The organism is Clostridioides sp. ES-S-0010-02 (assembly GCA_020641055.1).
In the GTDB taxonomy this organism is placed as follows: domain Bacteria; phylum Bacillota; class Clostridia; order Peptostreptococcales; family Peptostreptococcaceae; genus Clostridioides.
The window spans coordinates 2,737,774-2,754,913 of sequence record CP067345.1 but is presented as its reverse complement, the minus strand read 5'-3'; the positions used below and the strand labels follow the sequence as shown (position 1 = coordinate 2,754,913).

At 27.0% G+C, this 17,140-nt stretch carries 14 protein-coding genes, 1 pseudogene and 1 other annotated feature; of the genes and pseudogenes, 14 read left to right on the top strand and 1 reads right to left on the bottom strand.

What is annotated here, in order from left to right; all coding sequences use genetic code 11:
- Positions 1-12 precede the first annotated feature (12 nt).
- Together JJC01_12860 and JJC01_12855 are read left to right on the top strand one after the other, a co-directional pair.
- Positions 13-681 carry a bifunctional phosphoribosyl-AMP cyclohydrolase/phosphoribosyl-ATP diphosphatase HisIE gene (locus JJC01_12860; protein ID UDN57061.1) on the top strand — a complete coding sequence of 223 codons (669 nt, stop codon included), beginning with the start codon at positions 13-15 and terminating at the stop codon, positions 679-681.
- A gap of 809 nt (positions 682-1,490) precedes the next feature.
- Positions 1,491-2,827: pseudogene (locus JJC01_12855) on the top strand (amino acid permease).
- Positions 2,828-2,920: 93 nt separating this feature from the next.
- Here the strand turns inward: JJC01_12855 and JJC01_12850 are convergent.
- Positions 2,921-3,769, bottom strand: coding sequence for an MBL fold metallo-hydrolase (locus tag JJC01_12850; GenBank protein ID UDN57060.1), 849 nt, complete (start codon positions 3,767-3,769; stop codon positions 2,921-2,923).
- 502 nt (positions 3,770-4,271) lie between these two features.
- On the opposite strand from JJC01_12850, the gene JJC01_12845 reads away from it, so the two are divergent.
- The 12 genes from JJC01_12845 (at position 4,272) to JJC01_12790 (ending at position 16,905) form a co-directional block, all read left to right on the top strand.
- Positions 4,272-5,105: a polysaccharide deacetylase gene (locus tag JJC01_12845; protein UDN57059.1), complete on the top strand. Its 834-nt coding sequence runs from the start codon at positions 4,272-4,274 to the stop codon at positions 5,103-5,105.
- Positions 5,106-5,197: 92 nt separating this feature from the next.
- A complete protein-coding gene (locus JJC01_12840) occupies positions 5,198-6,130 on the top strand; it encodes a peptidylprolyl isomerase (protein ID UDN60177.1) in 933 nt (310 codons plus the stop codon).
- 51 nt (positions 6,131-6,181) lie between these two features.
- Positions 6,182-6,664, top strand: a complete 483-nt coding sequence (locus JJC01_12835; GenBank protein UDN57058.1) for a sigma-70 family RNA polymerase sigma factor — start codon at positions 6,182-6,184, stop codon at positions 6,662-6,664.
- Positions 6,665-6,675: 11 nt separating this feature from the next.
- Entirely contained in the window at positions 6,676-7,545 is an 870-nt protein-coding gene (locus JJC01_12830; protein UDN57057.1) for a DUF3298 and DUF4163 domain-containing protein, read from the top strand.
- Positions 7,546-7,587: 42 nt separating this feature from the next.
- On the top strand, positions 7,588-8,343 hold the full coding sequence (locus JJC01_12825; protein ID UDN57056.1) for a DUF3298 and DUF4163 domain-containing protein: 756 nt from the start codon (positions 7,588-7,590) through the stop codon (positions 8,341-8,343).
- Between the two features lie 41 nt (positions 8,344-8,384).
- Positions 8,385-9,212, top strand: coding sequence for an XdhC family protein (locus JJC01_12820; protein UDN57055.1), 828 nt, complete (start codon positions 8,385-8,387; stop codon positions 9,210-9,212).
- Positions 9,212-9,973: a M48 family metallopeptidase gene (locus JJC01_12815; protein ID UDN57054.1), complete on the top strand. Its 762-nt coding sequence runs from the start codon at positions 9,212-9,214 to the stop codon at positions 9,971-9,973. The genes JJC01_12820 and JJC01_12815 overlap by 1 nt, the downstream gene beginning before the upstream one ends.
- A gap of 154 nt (positions 9,974-10,127) precedes the next feature.
- Positions 10,128-10,386, top strand: a binding site (T-box leader).
- Positions 10,387-10,499: 113 nt separating this feature from the next.
- Positions 10,500-10,739: an ACT domain-containing protein gene (locus JJC01_12810; protein ID UDN57053.1), complete on the top strand. Its 240-nt coding sequence runs from the start codon at positions 10,500-10,502 to the stop codon at positions 10,737-10,739.
- A gap of 325 nt (positions 10,740-11,064) precedes the next feature.
- Entirely contained in the window at positions 11,065-12,054 is a 990-nt protein-coding gene (gene ilvC, locus JJC01_12805; GenBank protein UDN57052.1) for a ketol-acid reductoisomerase, read from the top strand.
- Positions 12,055-12,104: 50 nt separating this feature from the next.
- A complete protein-coding gene (gene ilvB / locus JJC01_12800; GenBank protein UDN57051.1) occupies positions 12,105-13,793 on the top strand; it encodes a biosynthetic-type acetolactate synthase large subunit in 1,689 nt (562 codons plus the stop codon).
- 220 nt (positions 13,794-14,013) lie between these two features.
- Positions 14,014-14,691: a manganese catalase family protein gene (locus JJC01_12795; GenBank protein UDN57050.1), complete on the top strand. Its 678-nt coding sequence runs from the start codon at positions 14,014-14,016 to the stop codon at positions 14,689-14,691.
- A gap of 177 nt (positions 14,692-14,868) precedes the next feature.
- Positions 14,869-16,905: a thioredoxin domain-containing protein gene (locus JJC01_12790; protein UDN57049.1), complete on the top strand. Its 2,037-nt coding sequence runs from the start codon at positions 14,869-14,871 to the stop codon at positions 16,903-16,905.
- Positions 16,906-17,140: the final 235 nt, after the last annotated feature.

Here is a 17,140-nt window from a genome sequence, read left to right as displayed (position 1 = left end):
GAGATTGGAAAAATGAATGATAAATGTAATAATGTATGCAGTGAAAAATTTGAAGAATTTATAAAAAATGTAAAATTTGATGATAAAGGATTAGTTCCTGCTGTTGTTCAGGATGTAATAAGTAAAGATGTATTGATGTTAGCATATATGAATGAGGAGTCTATAAAGAAAACTTTAAAAGACAAAATAGCTTGTTACTTTAGCAGAAGTAGACAAGAATTATGGGTTAAAGGTGAGACATCTGGAAATATTCAAAAAGTGGTCAAGATTTCTTATGATTGTGATGTAGATACAATATTACTTTTAGTTGAACAAACAGGTGTAGCTTGCCATACAGGTAATTACTCTTGTTTCTATAGAGATTTATTTGATGATACTGATAAAATTGACTTTGAAGTACAAAAAAATACATTAAAAGAATTATATGATTTAATAAATGAAAGAAAAAACAATCCTATTGAGGGGTCTTATACTAACTATCTATTTGACAAAGGTTTAGATAAAATTCTTAAAAAAGTTGGAGAAGAAAGCAGTGAAGTAATTATAGCCTCAAAAAATGAAGATAAAAGTGAACTTATTTATGAGATTAGTGATTTAGTATATCATACATTGGTTTTAATGATAGAAAAAGGTGTTGAAATTGATGAAATAAAAAAAGAATTAATTAAAAGAAGAAAATAGAATAAAAATAGATTGATAGAAAATAAGAAAGTATACCGTTTTTAAAAAAAAACGGTATACTTTCTTATTTTCTGTTTTATATTATAGAGGAAAATCACAGGTTTCTTACTTAAGTTTATTATGTATACAATTTATCAATAAAACGATTATAATACATTATTTATTTTAGAAAAAATATGATTATATAATTAATATTTAAGAAAAATAATTTTAAATTAATTTTCATATTGAATAATATGGGCTGAAAAAGGATATGTTTTAAGATGAAATAGATATAAATTTCAATAAAAAGTAAACGTTTTCAAAACTAATATTTTATTTTTTACTAAAAAATAAAATATTAGTTTTGATTTATGGTTTAATTTGGGTTATAATAAATTGTTAAATTATTTATTACTATAAAACAAGCTATAAAATAAATAAAAGTGATACTATTTAGTCAAAAACATTAATAATAAAATACAAATTACAAAAATATAATAAAATGTTTTTGAAAACGGTGAAAATTTATTGCAAAAGGTTTAAATTAACTTTTACTTGTGGATAGAATCTATTCTAATAGATAAATAGATATTGAAATGTAAAACAATTTAACTGTTATGAAGAATGTATCATCATATTGGGATTTTTAATTTTTATAATTTTTTTAAAAAATTTTAATTTTACTTAAAAATTAAAATTTACAAAAGTTTAGCATATGTTATTTTATCTTAATAAATAATAAAAACTATTTTTCTATAATATTGGCATAGTAGATGCTTATATAACTATGAAATTAAAATTAAATAGGAAGAAATAGGAGGAAAAAAATGGGAAATAGTGAGCTAAAAAAGACTCTTGGTGTATCTGCAGCATTATCAACTGTTGTAGGTTCAGTAATAGGAGCAGGTGTATTTTTTAAACCGCAGGCAGTTTATACATTAACTGGAGGAGCTCCAGGACTTGGCATATTGGCATGGTTAATAGCAGGAATCATAACTATAACAGCTGGTCTTACAGCTGCAGAGGTATCAGTTGCAATACCAAAACTGGTGGAATGATGGTATATATAAAAGAGATTTATGGAGATAAATTGGGATTTTTAACTGGATGGATGCAAATTGTATTATTCTATCCTGGGATGATGGCAGCATTAGGTGTCATATTTGGAGAGCAAGCATCAGCTTTAATTGGTAATTCATCATTATTACTTCCAATAGCAATTGGAATTATAGTGATAGTTGCAGGGCTGAATATGTTGGGTTCAAAAACTGGGGGAGCTATACAAACAATTTCTACAATATGTAAATTAATACCACTTATATTAATAATGATTGTTGGATTTATTAAAGGCGGTGGAGATAATCCAATACTTAGTCCTATGGTTGGTGAAGGATTAAGTCTAGGAAGTGTAATAGGTCAAGTTTTAATTGCTATATTATTTGCATTTGATGGATGGATGAATGTTGGTACTTTGGCTGGAGAAATGAAAAATCCAGGAAAAGACCTTCCAAAAGCTATAATAGGTGGATTATCAGTGGTTATGGCTGTTTACTTTGTAATAAACTTAGCATATCTTTGGGTATTACCAGCTAGTGAGCTAGCTAATTACGCTTCACCAGCATCAGCAGTTGCTGAGGTTATATTTGGTTCAATAGGTGGAAAAATAATATCTGTAGGTATATTAATTTCAGTATTTGGAGCATTAAATGGATTCTTATTAACTGGTTCAAGAGTGGCCTATACTTTAGCAACAGATAAAACTTTGCCTAAATATAAAGTATTTTCTAAATTAAATTCTGCTCAAGTTCCAGCAAATTCTATAGTATTAGTATCTGTTCTTGCAGCTATCTATGCTTTATCAGGTCAATTTAATTTATTAACTGATTTAGCAGTATTTGCTACTTGGATATTCTATGTATTGACATTTATAGGGGTAATGAAGCTTAGAAAAACTCACCCAGATATACCAAGAGAATACAAAGTACCACTATATCCAATTGTTCCAATAATAGCTATAGTGAGTGGTATATTTGTCGTAGTTAATCAATTATGCTTCGCGGGTATGAAAACTACTATGATATCTGTTGGAGGTCTTATAATAACAGCTATAGGCTTGCCAGTGTATGCTTATATGACTAAGAAAACAAAAAATGAGTCTAACTAGTTTATAAATACTTTATGATTATATAAAAAATAAAATCTCAATCTATAACGTAGATAGATTGGGATTTTATTTTTTTATTTTTAGCTTTTATAATTACACCTCTAAAAAATCACCTGTCTTAAAATACTCTATTTTGTCTCCAAGTAATTTTTTCATGTAATCAAATGCAACTAATCCTGTACAATGGAATGTATATATTTTCTGAAAACCAATTGTGTTAAGTTCCTTTATGACATCATCTATGTATTCTGTAGAACAGTTAAGTCCACCTTGTTTTGATAAATTATCCATATGAAATCCTCCAATAATAAACTTAATTGATTTATCTGGAAAGTATTTTTTAACAGTATGAGCGATATTTACAATTCCACTATGACTACAACTACTTATTATTGATACATAGTCTCCATCCACATATACTAAGAATAATTCGTGTTTAAAATCATCTTCAATAAACATATTGTCCTTAAATTTTAACAGATTTTTATCTCTACAAAAGAAATCTTTATTATTGTTTTTATCAGAGAAGATATAAAGATTTTCACTAAGTTTGTAAAAATCATCTATCCAAATAAAGTTTTTATTAAAATCTTCAAATAAGCCCTTTCTATTTCCTATATAGTAGTTTTCTTGCTGATTTTCGTTATGGTAGAAATATTCATATAATTTAGCTTGAGATTTTATATAAACGTCAATATCTTTATTAATTTCAAAAAATTTATCTATACCACCAATATGGTCGGAATGATTATGAGATATTACAAGTGCATCTAAATTTAATAAATCAACATTTAAATTTTTAGCATTTTCTATAAAATTTCCACTTTTTCCTGTATCTAATATATATCTTTTATCATTAATTTCTAAAAATAAAGATAAACCATGTTCAGATTTTAAGTTTTTGGAGCCAGAAATATTTTCAATTAAAGAAATTACCTTCATAAACAATACCTCCCAATAATATTTTTAGAATTTTTATACAACTAATACTTATATTGTAACAAATTATTATGTTGTAATGTAAAAAGTTTCCTATAAAGTATAACACTTTGTAGACAAGTTTATAAATTTTTATTTAATAACAAAAACAAATGTATATGAATATATAAAATATAAGGTCAAAACAAGAAATAATATTATTTTCTTAATATATTTCTTATTTTAAATTTCTATTTTATAGAAAAAAAATTATAAATTTTAAAAATTAGAAACGACATTTTAACTAGTATTAATTGTAAAAAACACTATATAATACTCAATTTTCAACATTCTATACAATTATACAGAAATTATACAGCATAATAATCAGCAAAATAACAAATTTTAAAAATTAAGTAAAACTTTTTGTCGAAGTTCAACGTCTATATATATGTAGTGTAGATTCTGATTCTAAAATACTACAAAAATATAAATGTAAAAATATAGTAATATTGGAGGTCGAACGATGAGAAATAAAAAGAAAAAAATAAATAGAAAGAGATTGTATTTGCTTTTAAGTGCTATAGTAGTCTGTTTAGCATTTATAATAATTGGCATACGAGTTAGTTATATGAACATGAAAGAAGATGAAATTAGTAGAAATGCTAAACTATCAAGTTCTACTATTACAGATATAATATCTAATACATCAGCAGAAGTTAGTAAAGGGCCTAGTAAAAGTTCTGGAAAAGTAGCATACATAACTATAGATGATGGTCCATCTAAATTTACTGACCAAATGATAAAAACTTTAAATAAGTATAATGTTAAAGCAACTTTTTTTATGATAGATGGAAATATGAAGGAATATCCACAGCAAGTTAAAAATATAATTAAAAATGGGAACACAGCAGGTTTTCATAGTGTATCTCATGATATTCATAAACTTTATGTTACTAGTACATCAGCAAAAGATGAATTTGATACGAATGATCAGACTCTTTATAGTATAACTGGTAAACATTCAAAAGTAATAAGAATTCCTTATGGAAGTAAACCATATACTCCACAAGCTTCATATCAAGCCTTAGTTGATGCAGGGTATAAAATTTGGGATTGGGATTTAGATACTGAAGACTGGAAATCTAATTCTGCACAAATTGTACAGAATGTAAAAGCTCATATTAAGAATAGAAAAGGTGAAGATAAGGATCAACTTGTAGTTTTAATGCATGAGAAAAAACAAAGTGCAGAAGCTTTAGATTCAATTTTAAAATTTTTATCAGATGAAGGCTATGAATTTGCAGCAGTAGAGCAAAATCAGATACCAAAAAATTATTGGTTACGTAATTTGGAATAGTAAAAATAAAAAATGTTGATTAAGAGTTTTAAAAATTGAAAATAAAAAATGAGTGAGGTGTAAGTGTTTTGAATAAAAAACTTTGTGTAGGAATGGTCGGAGTACTATCTTTAATGATGGTTGGTTGTAATAAAAGTTTAGCTAAAGTGAATGATGTAGAAATCACAAAGGCGCAATATGAAAAAACAAAGGCAGTATTATCTGCTACTAACAGTTATATAAATGGTCAATCTTTAGATGAAATGGAAAAAAGTTTAGATAAAAAAGGTAGAAATAAATTAGAAAATGTTATAATATCGTTTATGGTGGATAATGAACTTTTATATCAAGAGGCTAAGGATAAAGGATTAACTCCAAGTAAAGGTGAGATAGACTCAAAATATCAAGAACTAGAAAATGAAATGAATTTGAATACAAGCTATAAAGAAAAAATGGACAAAGCAGGTGTAGATAAGGAATATTTAAAGCAAGAAATATCTAGAGATTTAGCCATAGACAAAAGTAAAAAAGCCTTTGAAAATAAAATAAATATAAGTGATGCTGAGATGGAATCTTATTATGTAAATCATAAAAAAGATTTTAACGTAGAAGAAGTAAGTGCTTCTCAAATATTGATATCAACTTTAGACAAAAATAAAAAAGAAGTAAGTAAGGATAAAAAAGAAGCTTTAAAAAAAGAGGCAGAGAGTATATTGACTAAAATCAAAAATGGAGAAAGTTTTGAAGCATTGGCTAAAAAATATTCAGATGACAAAGCGACTGGAAAAAATGGAGGTCAGCTAGGATATTTTTCAAAGAATGATAAAAATGCTGAATTTACAAAAAAAGTATTCAAATTAAAGAAAAATGAGGTTTCAGGTGTTTTTGAAACTAGTTATGGATATCATATAGTCAAAGTTACTGATAAAAGAGAAAGACAAAAAAGTCTTAATGAGTGTCAGAGTTTAGTAAGAGAATCTATTTTAAACGAAAAATATATTGAGCACATAAAAAAATTGAATGAAAGTGCAAAAGTAGAGAGATAGAATCTATAAAAACTCAATCCTAGCCTGTAGCCGGAGGGAGATTTTACAGGAATGTTTAAGAGTTTAAAGAGAAGGAAAGTTGAGAGATACATTATCGATAATAAAGACTCTTTTTATAGAATTGCATATAGTTATACAAAAAATGAAGAGGACGCATTAGATGTGGTTCAAGAAGCCATGTATAAGGCTCTATATTCAGTAGAAAACCTTAAAGAAGTAAATTATATAAAAACATGGTTTTATAAAATTCTAGTTAGAACGAGTATAGATTTTATTAGAAAAAACCGCAAATATAATAATATGACAGATATCACTCTTATAGATGAGACAGGAGAATGTGATAAGTATACTGATTTAGACTTAAAAAAAGCATTAGAAGAATTACCTATTGAATATAAATCTATTATAATATTGAGATTTTTTGAGGATTTAAAGATTGAAGAAGTAGCAATAATATTGGATGAAAATGTGAATACTGTTAAAACTAGGTTATACACTGCTTTAAAAAAATTAAAATTAAAAATTGAAGAGTAGGGATAAAAAGAATGACGAACAAAGAAAGGTTAGATAAGTTAAGAGATGAGTATCATAAAATTCCAATACCAAAGAAACTAGATACTATAATAAATCATAAAAAAATAAAAGATATATATTGCGAACAAAATAAAAAGATAAATAAATGGAGATTTAAAGTCATTATGGCTTCAGCCTGTATGTTTATAGTATTAGTAAATATTAGCCCTGTATTTGCAGATAACTTTTCTAAATTACCTATAATTGGAGGATTAGTAAAAGTAGTAACTATAAAAAATTATAGTTTAAAAAACGAAAACTATGAAGCTAAAATTGATATTCCTAAAATACAAGGTTTAAAAGATAAAAATTTAGAGAAGAGATTAAATAATAGTTTTATGGAAGATGGAAAGAGGCTTTATGATGAATTTCAAAATAGAATGGAAAAAATAGAATTATCAAAAAATAAGGAACATAAGTATTTAAGCTTAAGTTATAGTGTTAAAAATAATTCTAAAGATTTTCTATCAATAGAAATGACAAAAAATGAGATAGAAGCATCATCATATGTGAGCAAAATACATTATAATGTTGATAAAAAAAGACAAATAGTTTTAACTTTACCTATGCTTTTTAAGGATGATAAATATGTAAAAGTTATTAGTAATAATATAAAAGAACAAATGCGAAATCAAATGAAAAATGACAGCACAAAATCATATTTTATAGATCAGGGGAAAGATTCTCCTGTTAAAGATTTTAAAACAATAAATAAATATCAAGATTTCTATTTTAATAAAAATGAAGACCTTGTAATTTGTTTTGACCAGTTTGAAGTAGCACCTGGTTATATGGGTTCAGTAGAATTTGTAATTCCATATAAAGTAATAAAAAATTTGTAAATAGAATAGTAATTTATATATAAATATATTAAGGAGGTTAATATGAATACATATAAAAAACTTAAAAAATCTATATTTAAAATTGCTGTGATTTCAGTGTGTCTACTTGTAGCATTAGTAAATGTAAATCCTATATTTGCAGGAAGTTCTTCTGATAGAGTTATAAAAAATAATCCGATAAAAGTGATAAATGCTAAAAATTATAGTTTGAAACAAGATAATTATGAAGTCAATATCAAAATTCCTAAGATAGAAGGTTTAAAAGATAAAGATTTAGAGAATAAATTAAACAATGAATTTATGGAAAATGTGAAAAAACTTTATAGTGAATTTCAAAATAAAATGAAAAAAGAAAACAACAAAGGTCATAGATACTTAAATGTAAGTTATAGTGTAAAAAATAATTCTAAGGGCTTTTTATCTATAGAAGTTAAAAAAGAAGAGATAGAAGCTTCCTCATATGTAACTAAAACACATTATACTATTGATAAAAATAGAGAAATACTATTAAACTTACCAATATTTTTTAAAGATAGTAGATATATGGATGCTATAAGTGATAATATAAAAGGACAGATGAAAAATCAAATTAAGAAAGACAATACAAAATCATATTTTATAGACCAAGAAAAAGATTCCCCAGTAAAAAATTTTAAGTCTATAAATAAGTATCAAGATTTCTATTTTAATAAAGATGGAAACCTTGTAATTAGTTTTGATGAATATGAAGTAGCTCCTGGGTATATGGGGCCAGTTGAGTTTGTAATACCAGACAAAGTAATAAAAAACTTAAAGTAGACATATAGAAGATTTTTAAATAGACTAGTAAGGAGAAATATATGAATATATATGAACAAGCGATAAAGTTAATAGAAAATAATGAGGACTTTGCATTTGCTACAATAACTTCTCACTCAGGTTCAACACCACGTGAAACTGGAGCAATGATGATTGTAAAAAGTGATGGCTCTATATTTGGTTCTGTAGGTGGGGGAAGTGTAGAAGCAACATGCATAAAACATTCAATTAATGTTATAAAAAATAGAGAGTCAATGTTGTATAAATTTACTCTAAATAAAACTGATATAGCAAAGCTTGGAATGATATGTGGTGGTACTGGAGAAATACAGATAGATTTTATTGATAGTAATTTGAAGAGCAATTTAGAAAGATTTAATAAAAACTTAAAAGAAAATATAAGTAAAGCATATATATTTGGTGCAGGTCATATTTCAAAAGATGTAGCAGTAATATTATCACTTCTAGAGTTTAGAACAATAGTAATAGATGATAGAGAGGAATTTGCTAATTCTGAAAGATTTCCACACTCAGAAGTGGTAGTTTTAGATTCTTTTGAAAATATACCAGATTTTCCAATTGATGAGAATAGCTATATAATTATTTTAACGAGAGGTCATCTATATGATTCAAGTTCATTGGAATGGGCTCTTAAAACGAATCCTTGCTATATAGGTATGATTGGAAGTAGAACAAAAATTGGATTGACATACGAAAAACTTATGAAAAAGGGGTTCAGTAAGCAAGAACTAAATAAAGTACATGCTCCAATAGGAATAAAATTAGATGCTCAAACACCAGCAGAAATAGCTGTGTGTATAGCAGCTGAACTTATAAATTGTAGAGCAAATAAGGAAAAAAGAAATTAATGAAAATGATGAGCAAAGATTATCAGATTTTAAATATTAATTTTAAAAATAAAGAAATAGAAGCAGTATTACTGTATAAAAATAGAAAAAATATTTGCATAAAAATAGACTCATTTGGCAAAGTAGTTGTAATAAGTCCACCTAAAGTTTCTAAAAAAACAATAGAAGAAATAATAATTAAAAAAGGAGACTGGATACTTAAAAAATCTGGTGAGTATAAAGACAGAGAGGAAGCATACAAACAAAGAACATTTATGACAGGTGACAAATTTCTTTATCTTGGTGAAGAATATTGCTTAGTTGTAAATAAAACTTTGGATGATTGTGCGAAAAAAAGTAAGTGTAAAATAAATCTTGAAGAATATAAAATAATTGTTAAAACAAATGACCTAAGTAAAGATTTTATCAAAAAATCTTTACAGTGTTGGTACAAAAATGAAAGTCAAAGAATTGTTTCAAAAAGAATCGATTTTCTTAAGTCGAATTGTGATATAATGAAGCAACTAACACCAGTTAATGTAAAAGTAAAAGAACAAAAAAGTAGATGGGGGAGTTGTACATCTCAAAAAAATATTTATATAAATTCAAAAATATCTATGGCGAGATTAGATGTAATTGACTATATAATAGTACATGAGTTTAGTCATTTATTACATATGAATCACTCAAAAAAATTTTATGATTTGGTAAAAAATATTATGCCAGAGTATAAAGATAAAGAAAATTGGCTTAAAAAAAATGGATATAAGATAATAATATGAAAACGATTATTTCAAATGTTCATTTAAAATATAAAAAAGTGATTATTGCGAAGAAAAAAAATAATCTGAAAATTTTAAAAAAGTCGTTGACATTCCAAAAGATAGATAATATAATCTATATTAACAGCAAAACAAAGTTAAAAAAATTAGATAGATAAAAGCAATGACAGAGACAACAATACTAATAGAGTTATCTACAGAGAACCAATGTTGCTGAGAATTGGTGTTAACAGTAGTATAATGATCACTCTGGAGCTTTTGTACTGAATATATTTTAGTAAGTACAAACGTCTGCCAACGTTATATGGCTAAGGTTAAGGTAATCAATTACCCGACCTGAAAAAAGAGTGGTAGATATATTTTTTATATCTACAAATAAGGTGGTACCGCGGAATTTAACTTTCGTCCTTATAAGTAATATTTATATTGCTTATAAAGATGAAAGTTTTTTTATTTTGAGCGATATAAAAGATTAATCCATATAAAATTAATGAAAATAATAATAAAAAATAAGGAGGAGTTTTTTATGGAAAATACTGTATATGCTAAATTAAACCAAGGAATAGATTCTTTTTTAAGAGTGGCGATGACACTTAGAAGAAGAGAAGTTGATATACAATCAATAAGTATGACTGTAGATAATATGAATAATTCAGGTATAAAATTGATAGTAAATGAAGAAAAGACATCTCTAGATAGTGTCTTAAATCACATGAAGAAACTACATGATATAAGAGAAATAACTGTTGAACAAGTAAGACACTAATTAAATATGACTTATAAAAATTAAAAACTAGTATGAAGAAACTAATGTTTAAATAAAAACTAAAGAAAAATATTAGATGAGAAAAATTTTAGATTAAAAATACGATTATTATTGAAATTATAAACCTATTACAAATTCTAAAAACTGAAAATTATAAATATTAAGATTATTAAAACTATAAATATTGAGATTCTGAAGATTAAAATTCTATAAATTAGAAAATAAAGTTTGTTAAGTAGCATAGAATCAATGATAATGAGTATAAATTTCTAATAAAAATAAATATCACAAAATAATTGAGAGAAAATATTGGGAGGAAGTAAAGATGGCAAAGATGTATTATGAAAATGATGTAAATTTAGAGGTTTTAAAAAATAAAAAGGTTGCAGTTTTAGGATATGGAAGTCAAGGTCATGCACATGCACAAAATCTTAGAGATAATGGTGTGGATGTAGTGATAGGACTTTATGATGGAAGTAAGTCAGCGCAAAAAGCAAAGGAAGATGGATTTGAAGTAAAAAGTGTAGCAGAGGCTACGAGAGAAAGTGATTTAACAATGTTGTTAATGCCTGATGAAAAGCAAAAGAAAGTTTATGAAGAAAGCGTTAGAGATAATTTAAAAGAAGGTCAAACATTAGCATTTGCACATGGATTCAATATACACTATAATCAAGTACAACCACCAGAATTTGTTGATGTTGTAATGGTAGCTCCTAAAGGACCTGGTCACTTAGTTAGAAATGTATTTACTAAAGGAAGTGGAGTTCCAGCATTGTTTGCAGTATATCAAGATTACACTAAAAAAGCCACAGAGACAGTTTTGGCATATGCAAAAGGAATAGGAGCTACAAGAGCAGGTGTTTTAGAAACTACTTTTAAAGAAGAAACAGAAACTGACTTATTTGGAGAGCAATCAGTACTTTGTGGTGGTATAAGTGAACTTATAAAATTAGGATATAAGACACTTGTAGATGCAGGGTATCAAAAGGAAGTAGCATATTTTGAATGTCTACATGAAATGAAACTAATAGTTGACCTTATATATGAAGGTGGATTTGAAAGAATGAGATACAGCATAAGTGATACAGCAGAATATGGAGATTATGTATCTGGTAAAAGAGTAATAACTGATGCAGCAAAACAAGGTATGCAGGATGTATTAGAAGATATACAAAATGGAAAATTTGCTAAGGCATGGATTAAAGAAAATGAAGAAGGGCGTGAAAACTTCCTAAAAACTAGAGAAGCAGAATATGCTACAGAAATAGCTGAAGTTGGTAGAAATTTAAGAAGTATGATGTCATTCTTGAAATAAATATATTAAATGGATTAGTTTGAGGGAAAGAGTGGTGCATAGTAGTGCGTATGAACGGAGCAAAGGTAATTTTAGAATGTTTAAAGAAAGAGGGAGTTGACACAATATTTGGATATCCTGGTGGAGCAGTAATACCTCTTTATGATGCTCTATATGATTATACAGATTATTTTAAACATATAAGGACTTCACATGAACAAGGTTTGGTTCATGCAGCAGATGGATATGCAAGAAGCACTAATACAGTGGGGGTTTGTTTTACAACATCTGGACCAGGAGCAACGAATGCTATAACTGGTATAGCAACAGCCTTTATGGATTCTTCTCCTATGGTTGTAATTTCAGGTCAAGTTCCAACTAGTTTATTGGGGAAAGATTCTTTTCAAGAAATTGATATAACTGGAGCAACCTTATCTATGACAAAGCACAATTATCTAGTTAGAAATACTAAAGAGTTAGTACCTACAATAAAAGAAGCTTTTAAAGTTGCAAACTCAGGTAGAAAAGGACCTGTACTTGTGGATGTTCCAAAGGATTTGTTTTTAGCAGAAATGGATTTTAATGATGAGGACTATGGTTTATGTCAAATAGATGAGTATATGGATTATAAGGATGATTTTGACTTAGATGATGAAAACAACTTTAAACTTTTAAAAGATGCAGTGGAGATGATAAAAGAGTCTAAAAAACCTATAATCTATGCTGGTGGAGGTGTTAAATCATCCAATAGTGAAGAAGTTCTTGTAAAATTTGCAACTAAGATAGATACACCTATATTAAATACACTTATGGGACTTGGAAATATAGATAGAAAAAATGAATTATCTCTTGGAATGGTTGGAATGCATGGAAGTAGAGAAAGTAACTTAGCACTTTCTAATTCAGATTTAGTGATAGCGATAGGTGCAAGATTTAGTGATAGAGTAATAAGTAAAAGTTCTGAATTTGCTAAAAATGCAAAAGTAATACACATAGATATAGACCCATCTGAAATAAGTAAAAATATAAAGTCCAATATATCTTTAGTTGGAGATGTAAAGATGGTTCTTAGTCTACTACTAGAAAGAGTTGAAGGTAAGGACAATAGCAATTGGAAAGAGGAAATAAAGACCTTTAGAAAAGGTGAGGGTGTAGAGGAAAAAGAGTTTCATCCACAGAATATACTTAGAAAAATAAACGAAAAATACGAGCAATTGGCAAATCCAACTGTAGTTGTTACTGATGTTGGCCAGCACCAAATGTGGTCTGCAAAGTATTGGGATTTTAAAGGAAATAAAAGTTTTATAACATCAGCAGGTCTAGGAACTATGGGATTTGGTCTAGGAGCAGCTATTGGAACTAAAGTTGGTAATTTAGATAAAAATGTAGTTTTAGTTACTGGTGATGGAAGCTTTAGAATGAATTGTAATGAGTTAGCTACAGTTGCAAATTATAATGTACCTATGCTTATTTTATTGCTTAATAATAGAACTCTAGGAATGGTAAGACAATGGCAGAAATTATTTTCTAATCAAAGATACTCTCAAACTGATATTAATGAAAATGTAGACTATGTTAAGCTTGTAAATGCTTATAATATAGATGGATATAAAGCATGTGATATGGAAGGATTAGAAAGAATTTTGGATGCAATAGATTTTAATAAACCTGTGTTTTTACAATGTGATATAGATAAAGACTATGATGTTTATCCTATTGTAGCTCCTAATGATGCATTAGAAAATTTGATATGTAACTAAAAATTGATACTGAATATTGATAAAGTTTTTTATTAAACTTTTATTGATATTCAGTTTTTTATTTTACAATAATCTCAAGTATAGATTAATATTTTTTAGTTTTATAATAATTTAATTCATGTATGATAAAGTATTGATTAAATATTAATGATGGAATTTAGAATAATAATGTAACTTAAGTAAATAATAATTCTGAATAATAATTTACGGAGGTATTTATATGTTTAAGCATGATAAAGCTTTATTAAAAGAAGTAAAAGTAGAAAGACCAAACCCTCAATATGCCGTTTTGATGCAAGAACAGTTAGGTGGTGGAAATGGAGAATTAAAAGCAGCAATGCAATATTTAGCTCAAAGCTTTAGAATAAAAGACCCTCAAATAAAAGATTTATTTCTTGATATAGCAGCAGAAGAACTTAGTCATATGGAAATGGTAGGTCAAACTATAAATTTATTAAATGGGCATGATGTTGATTACAAAGCAGTTGATACAGGGGAAATCGAAACTCATGTTTTAACTGGATTATCACCAGTATTAATAAATTCATCAGGAGCTCCATGGACTGCTGATTATGTTACAGTTACAGGTGATTTAGTAGCTGATTTACTTTCAAATATAGCTTCTGAACAAAGAGCAAAGGTAGTTTATGAGCATCTATATAGACAAATTGATGATAAATATGTAAAAGAAACAATTGATTTTTTACTTAATAGAGAAGAAGCACATAATGCTTTATTTAGAGATGCTTTAAACAAGGTTAAAGATACAGGTTCAAACAAGGATTTTGGAGTTACAGAAGATTCTAAGCTATACTTCGATTTATCAACTCCAGGACCAAATCATGATACTAAGATAGATATCAATCCTCCTTCTTTTGAAAAACCTTTAAAGAAATAGCTTGATATTTCTTGTATTGTTTTGTTTTGGTAGGTATTTTAAAAATTATTTGCCTAGAGGAATTAAGTAGATAAAAACTTAAATATATACAGTTAAAAATGGGTATATGCTTATTATAAGTGTATATCTATTTTTTTATTGCAAAACATATAACAAAATAATAAATGAGGTGGTATTATGGCAACGAATAAAAAACCTAATAATTTAATAAGTGAGAAATCTCCATATCTTCTGCAACATGCATATAATCCCATAAATTGGCATAGTTGGAACGACGAAACTTTTAAAAAGGCAAAGGAAGAAGATAAACCGATATTTTTAAGTATTGGATATTCAACTTGCCACTGGTGTCATGTTATGGAAAATGAATCTTTTGAAGATGAAGAAGTTGCTGAAATAATGAACAAAAACTTTATAGCAATAAAAGTAGACAAGGAAGAAAGACCAGATATAGATAGTGTGTATATGACAGTTTGTCAAGCAATGACAGGTAGTGGTGGATGGCCAATGACTATAATAATGACTCCTGATAAAAAACCTTTTTTTGCAGGAACTTATTTTCCAAAATACTCAAGATATAATAGACCAGGTGTTATAGATTTATTGGAAAATGTATCTGACAAATGGAATACAAATAAGGATATGCTTATAAAATCTGGAAATGAAATAGTAGAGGCTCTTAAAGATGATTTTGGAGTGAAAAATACAGATGGTGATTTATCAAAAGATATGTTGAGTTCATCAGTTAGAATATTTAAAACTATTTATGATGATAAATATGGTGGTTTTGGTAATGCACCTAAGTTTCCAAGTCCTCAAAATCTTATGTTTTTGATGAAATACTATAGTATAGAAAAAGATGAAGATGTATTAAAAATGGTGGAAAAAACTTTAGATGGAATGTACAGAGGAGGTCTATTTGACCATATTGGATTTGGTTTTTCAAGATATTCCACTGATAAAAAATGGTTAGCACCTCATTTTGAAAAGATGCTATATGACAATGCTATGCTTACAGTTGCATATTTAGATGCATACAAGATAACCAAGAAAGAGTTATATAAAGAAATTGCTATAAAAACTATAGATTATGTAATTAGAGAGATGCAAGATAAAGAAGGTGGATTTTATTCAGCACAAGATGCAGATAGTGAGGGCGAGGAAGGTAAATTTTATACATTTAATCCACTTGAAATAATTGATATATTAGGTGAAGAAGATGGAAAATTCTTTAATGATTATTTTGATATAACTAGTAGTGGAAATTTTGAGGGGAAAAGTATTCCTAATCTCATAGAAAATAAAGAATATGATAAGTATAATGAAAGAATAGCTAATTTGAGTAAAAAGGTATTTGAATATAGGAGAGAAAGAACTTCTTTGCATAAAGATGATAAAATTCTGACATCATGGAATGCATTGATGGTAGTAGCTTTAGCAAAGGCTTATAAAACTCTAAAAATGGATAGATATTTAGAGTATTCAAATAAGTGTATTGATTTTATAAATAGTAATCTTGTGAATAAAGCAGGTAGATTATTAGCTAGATATAGAGATGGTAGTGCTGATTATTTAGCATATTTGGATGATTATGCATTTTTAATATGGGCATATATAGAACTTTATGAATCAACATTTGATATAAAGTATTTAGAAGAGGCATTAAAATTAAATGAAAGTTGTATTGAGCTTTTTTGGGACTATGAAAAAAGTGGATTTTACCTATATGGTAAAGATAGTGAAAATTTAATAGCAAGACCAAAAGACTTGTATGATGGAGCTATTCCATCAGGTAATTCTGTACAATTATATAATCTTATAAGACTTGCAAAAACTACTGGTGACAATAAACTTGAAGAATTGTCATACAAGCAATTAAAGCTTTATTCAGATAGTGTAAAAAATTCACCAACAGGATATAGTTTTTATATGCTTTCATTAATGTATGAACTTTATCCTACAAAAGAAATCATATGTATTTTAAAGGAAAACTCTGATTTAATTGGTTTTAAGACTTTAGTAAGTGAAAATTTTTTACCAAATTCAACTTTTTTAGTAAAAAAATACAATGAAGAAAATACTAAGATAGATTTTTTAAATAATTATAGATTAAAAAACGACAAAACTACTTATTATGTATGTCAAAATAATAGTTGTAGTCAACCATTTAATGATTTACAAAAGCTAAATGATATAATTTTTATGAGAGACTAATTATAATGTTGAAAGAACTCAGTATTGATATTTGATACTGAGTTCTTTTTGCAATAGTTATTCACCTAGTTACATTTTACTGTTCTCCTTTCTTTTTAGGGATATTTACGTAGTTCTTATTATTAGGCAAAATAAATCATGGTATTCGCACTCCATTTCTTGATTTTATTTGGTTCTCCATATATAATATATGCTGATATATTATAACGAAAGAACCATTTGAATATGGAATATA

Coding starts and splice junctions, on each gene's coding strand:
- JJC01_12850 (UDN57060.1), bottom strand. CDS start 3,769: ATGAAGGTAATTTCTTTAATTGAAAATATTTCTGGCTCCAAAAACTTA.
- ilvC (UDN57052.1), top strand. CDS start 11,065: ATGGCAAAGATGTATTATGAAAATGATGTAAATTTAGAGGTTTTAAAA.
- JJC01_12835 (UDN57058.1), top strand. CDS start 6,182: ATGTTTAAGAGTTTAAAGAGAAGGAAAGTTGAGAGATACATTATCGAT.
- JJC01_12820 (UDN57055.1), top strand. CDS start 8,385: ATGAATATATATGAACAAGCGATAAAGTTAATAGAAAATAATGAGGAC.
- JJC01_12840 (UDN60177.1), top strand. CDS start 5,198: ATGGTCGGAGTACTATCTTTAATGATGGTTGGTTGTAATAAAAGTTTA.
- JJC01_12825 (UDN57056.1), top strand. CDS start 7,588: ATGAATACATATAAAAAACTTAAAAAATCTATATTTAAAATTGCTGTG.
- JJC01_12810 (UDN57053.1), top strand. CDS start 10,500: ATGGAAAATACTGTATATGCTAAATTAAACCAAGGAATAGATTCTTTT.
- JJC01_12830 (UDN57057.1), top strand. CDS start 6,676: ATGACGAACAAAGAAAGGTTAGATAAGTTAAGAGATGAGTATCATAAA.
- JJC01_12790 (UDN57049.1), top strand. CDS start 14,869: ATGGCAACGAATAAAAAACCTAATAATTTAATAAGTGAGAAATCTCCA.
- JJC01_12845 (UDN57059.1), top strand. CDS start 4,272: ATGAGAAATAAAAAGAAAAAAATAAATAGAAAGAGATTGTATTTGCTT.
- JJC01_12860 (UDN57061.1), top strand. CDS start 13: ATGAATGATAAATGTAATAATGTATGCAGTGAAAAATTTGAAGAATTT.
- ilvB (UDN57051.1), top strand. CDS start 12,105: ATGAACGGAGCAAAGGTAATTTTAGAATGTTTAAAGAAAGAGGGAGTT.
- JJC01_12815 (UDN57054.1), top strand. CDS start 9,212: ATGAAAATGATGAGCAAAGATTATCAGATTTTAAATATTAATTTTAAA.
- JJC01_12795 (UDN57050.1), top strand. CDS start 14,014: ATGTTTAAGCATGATAAAGCTTTATTAAAAGAAGTAAAAGTAGAAAGA.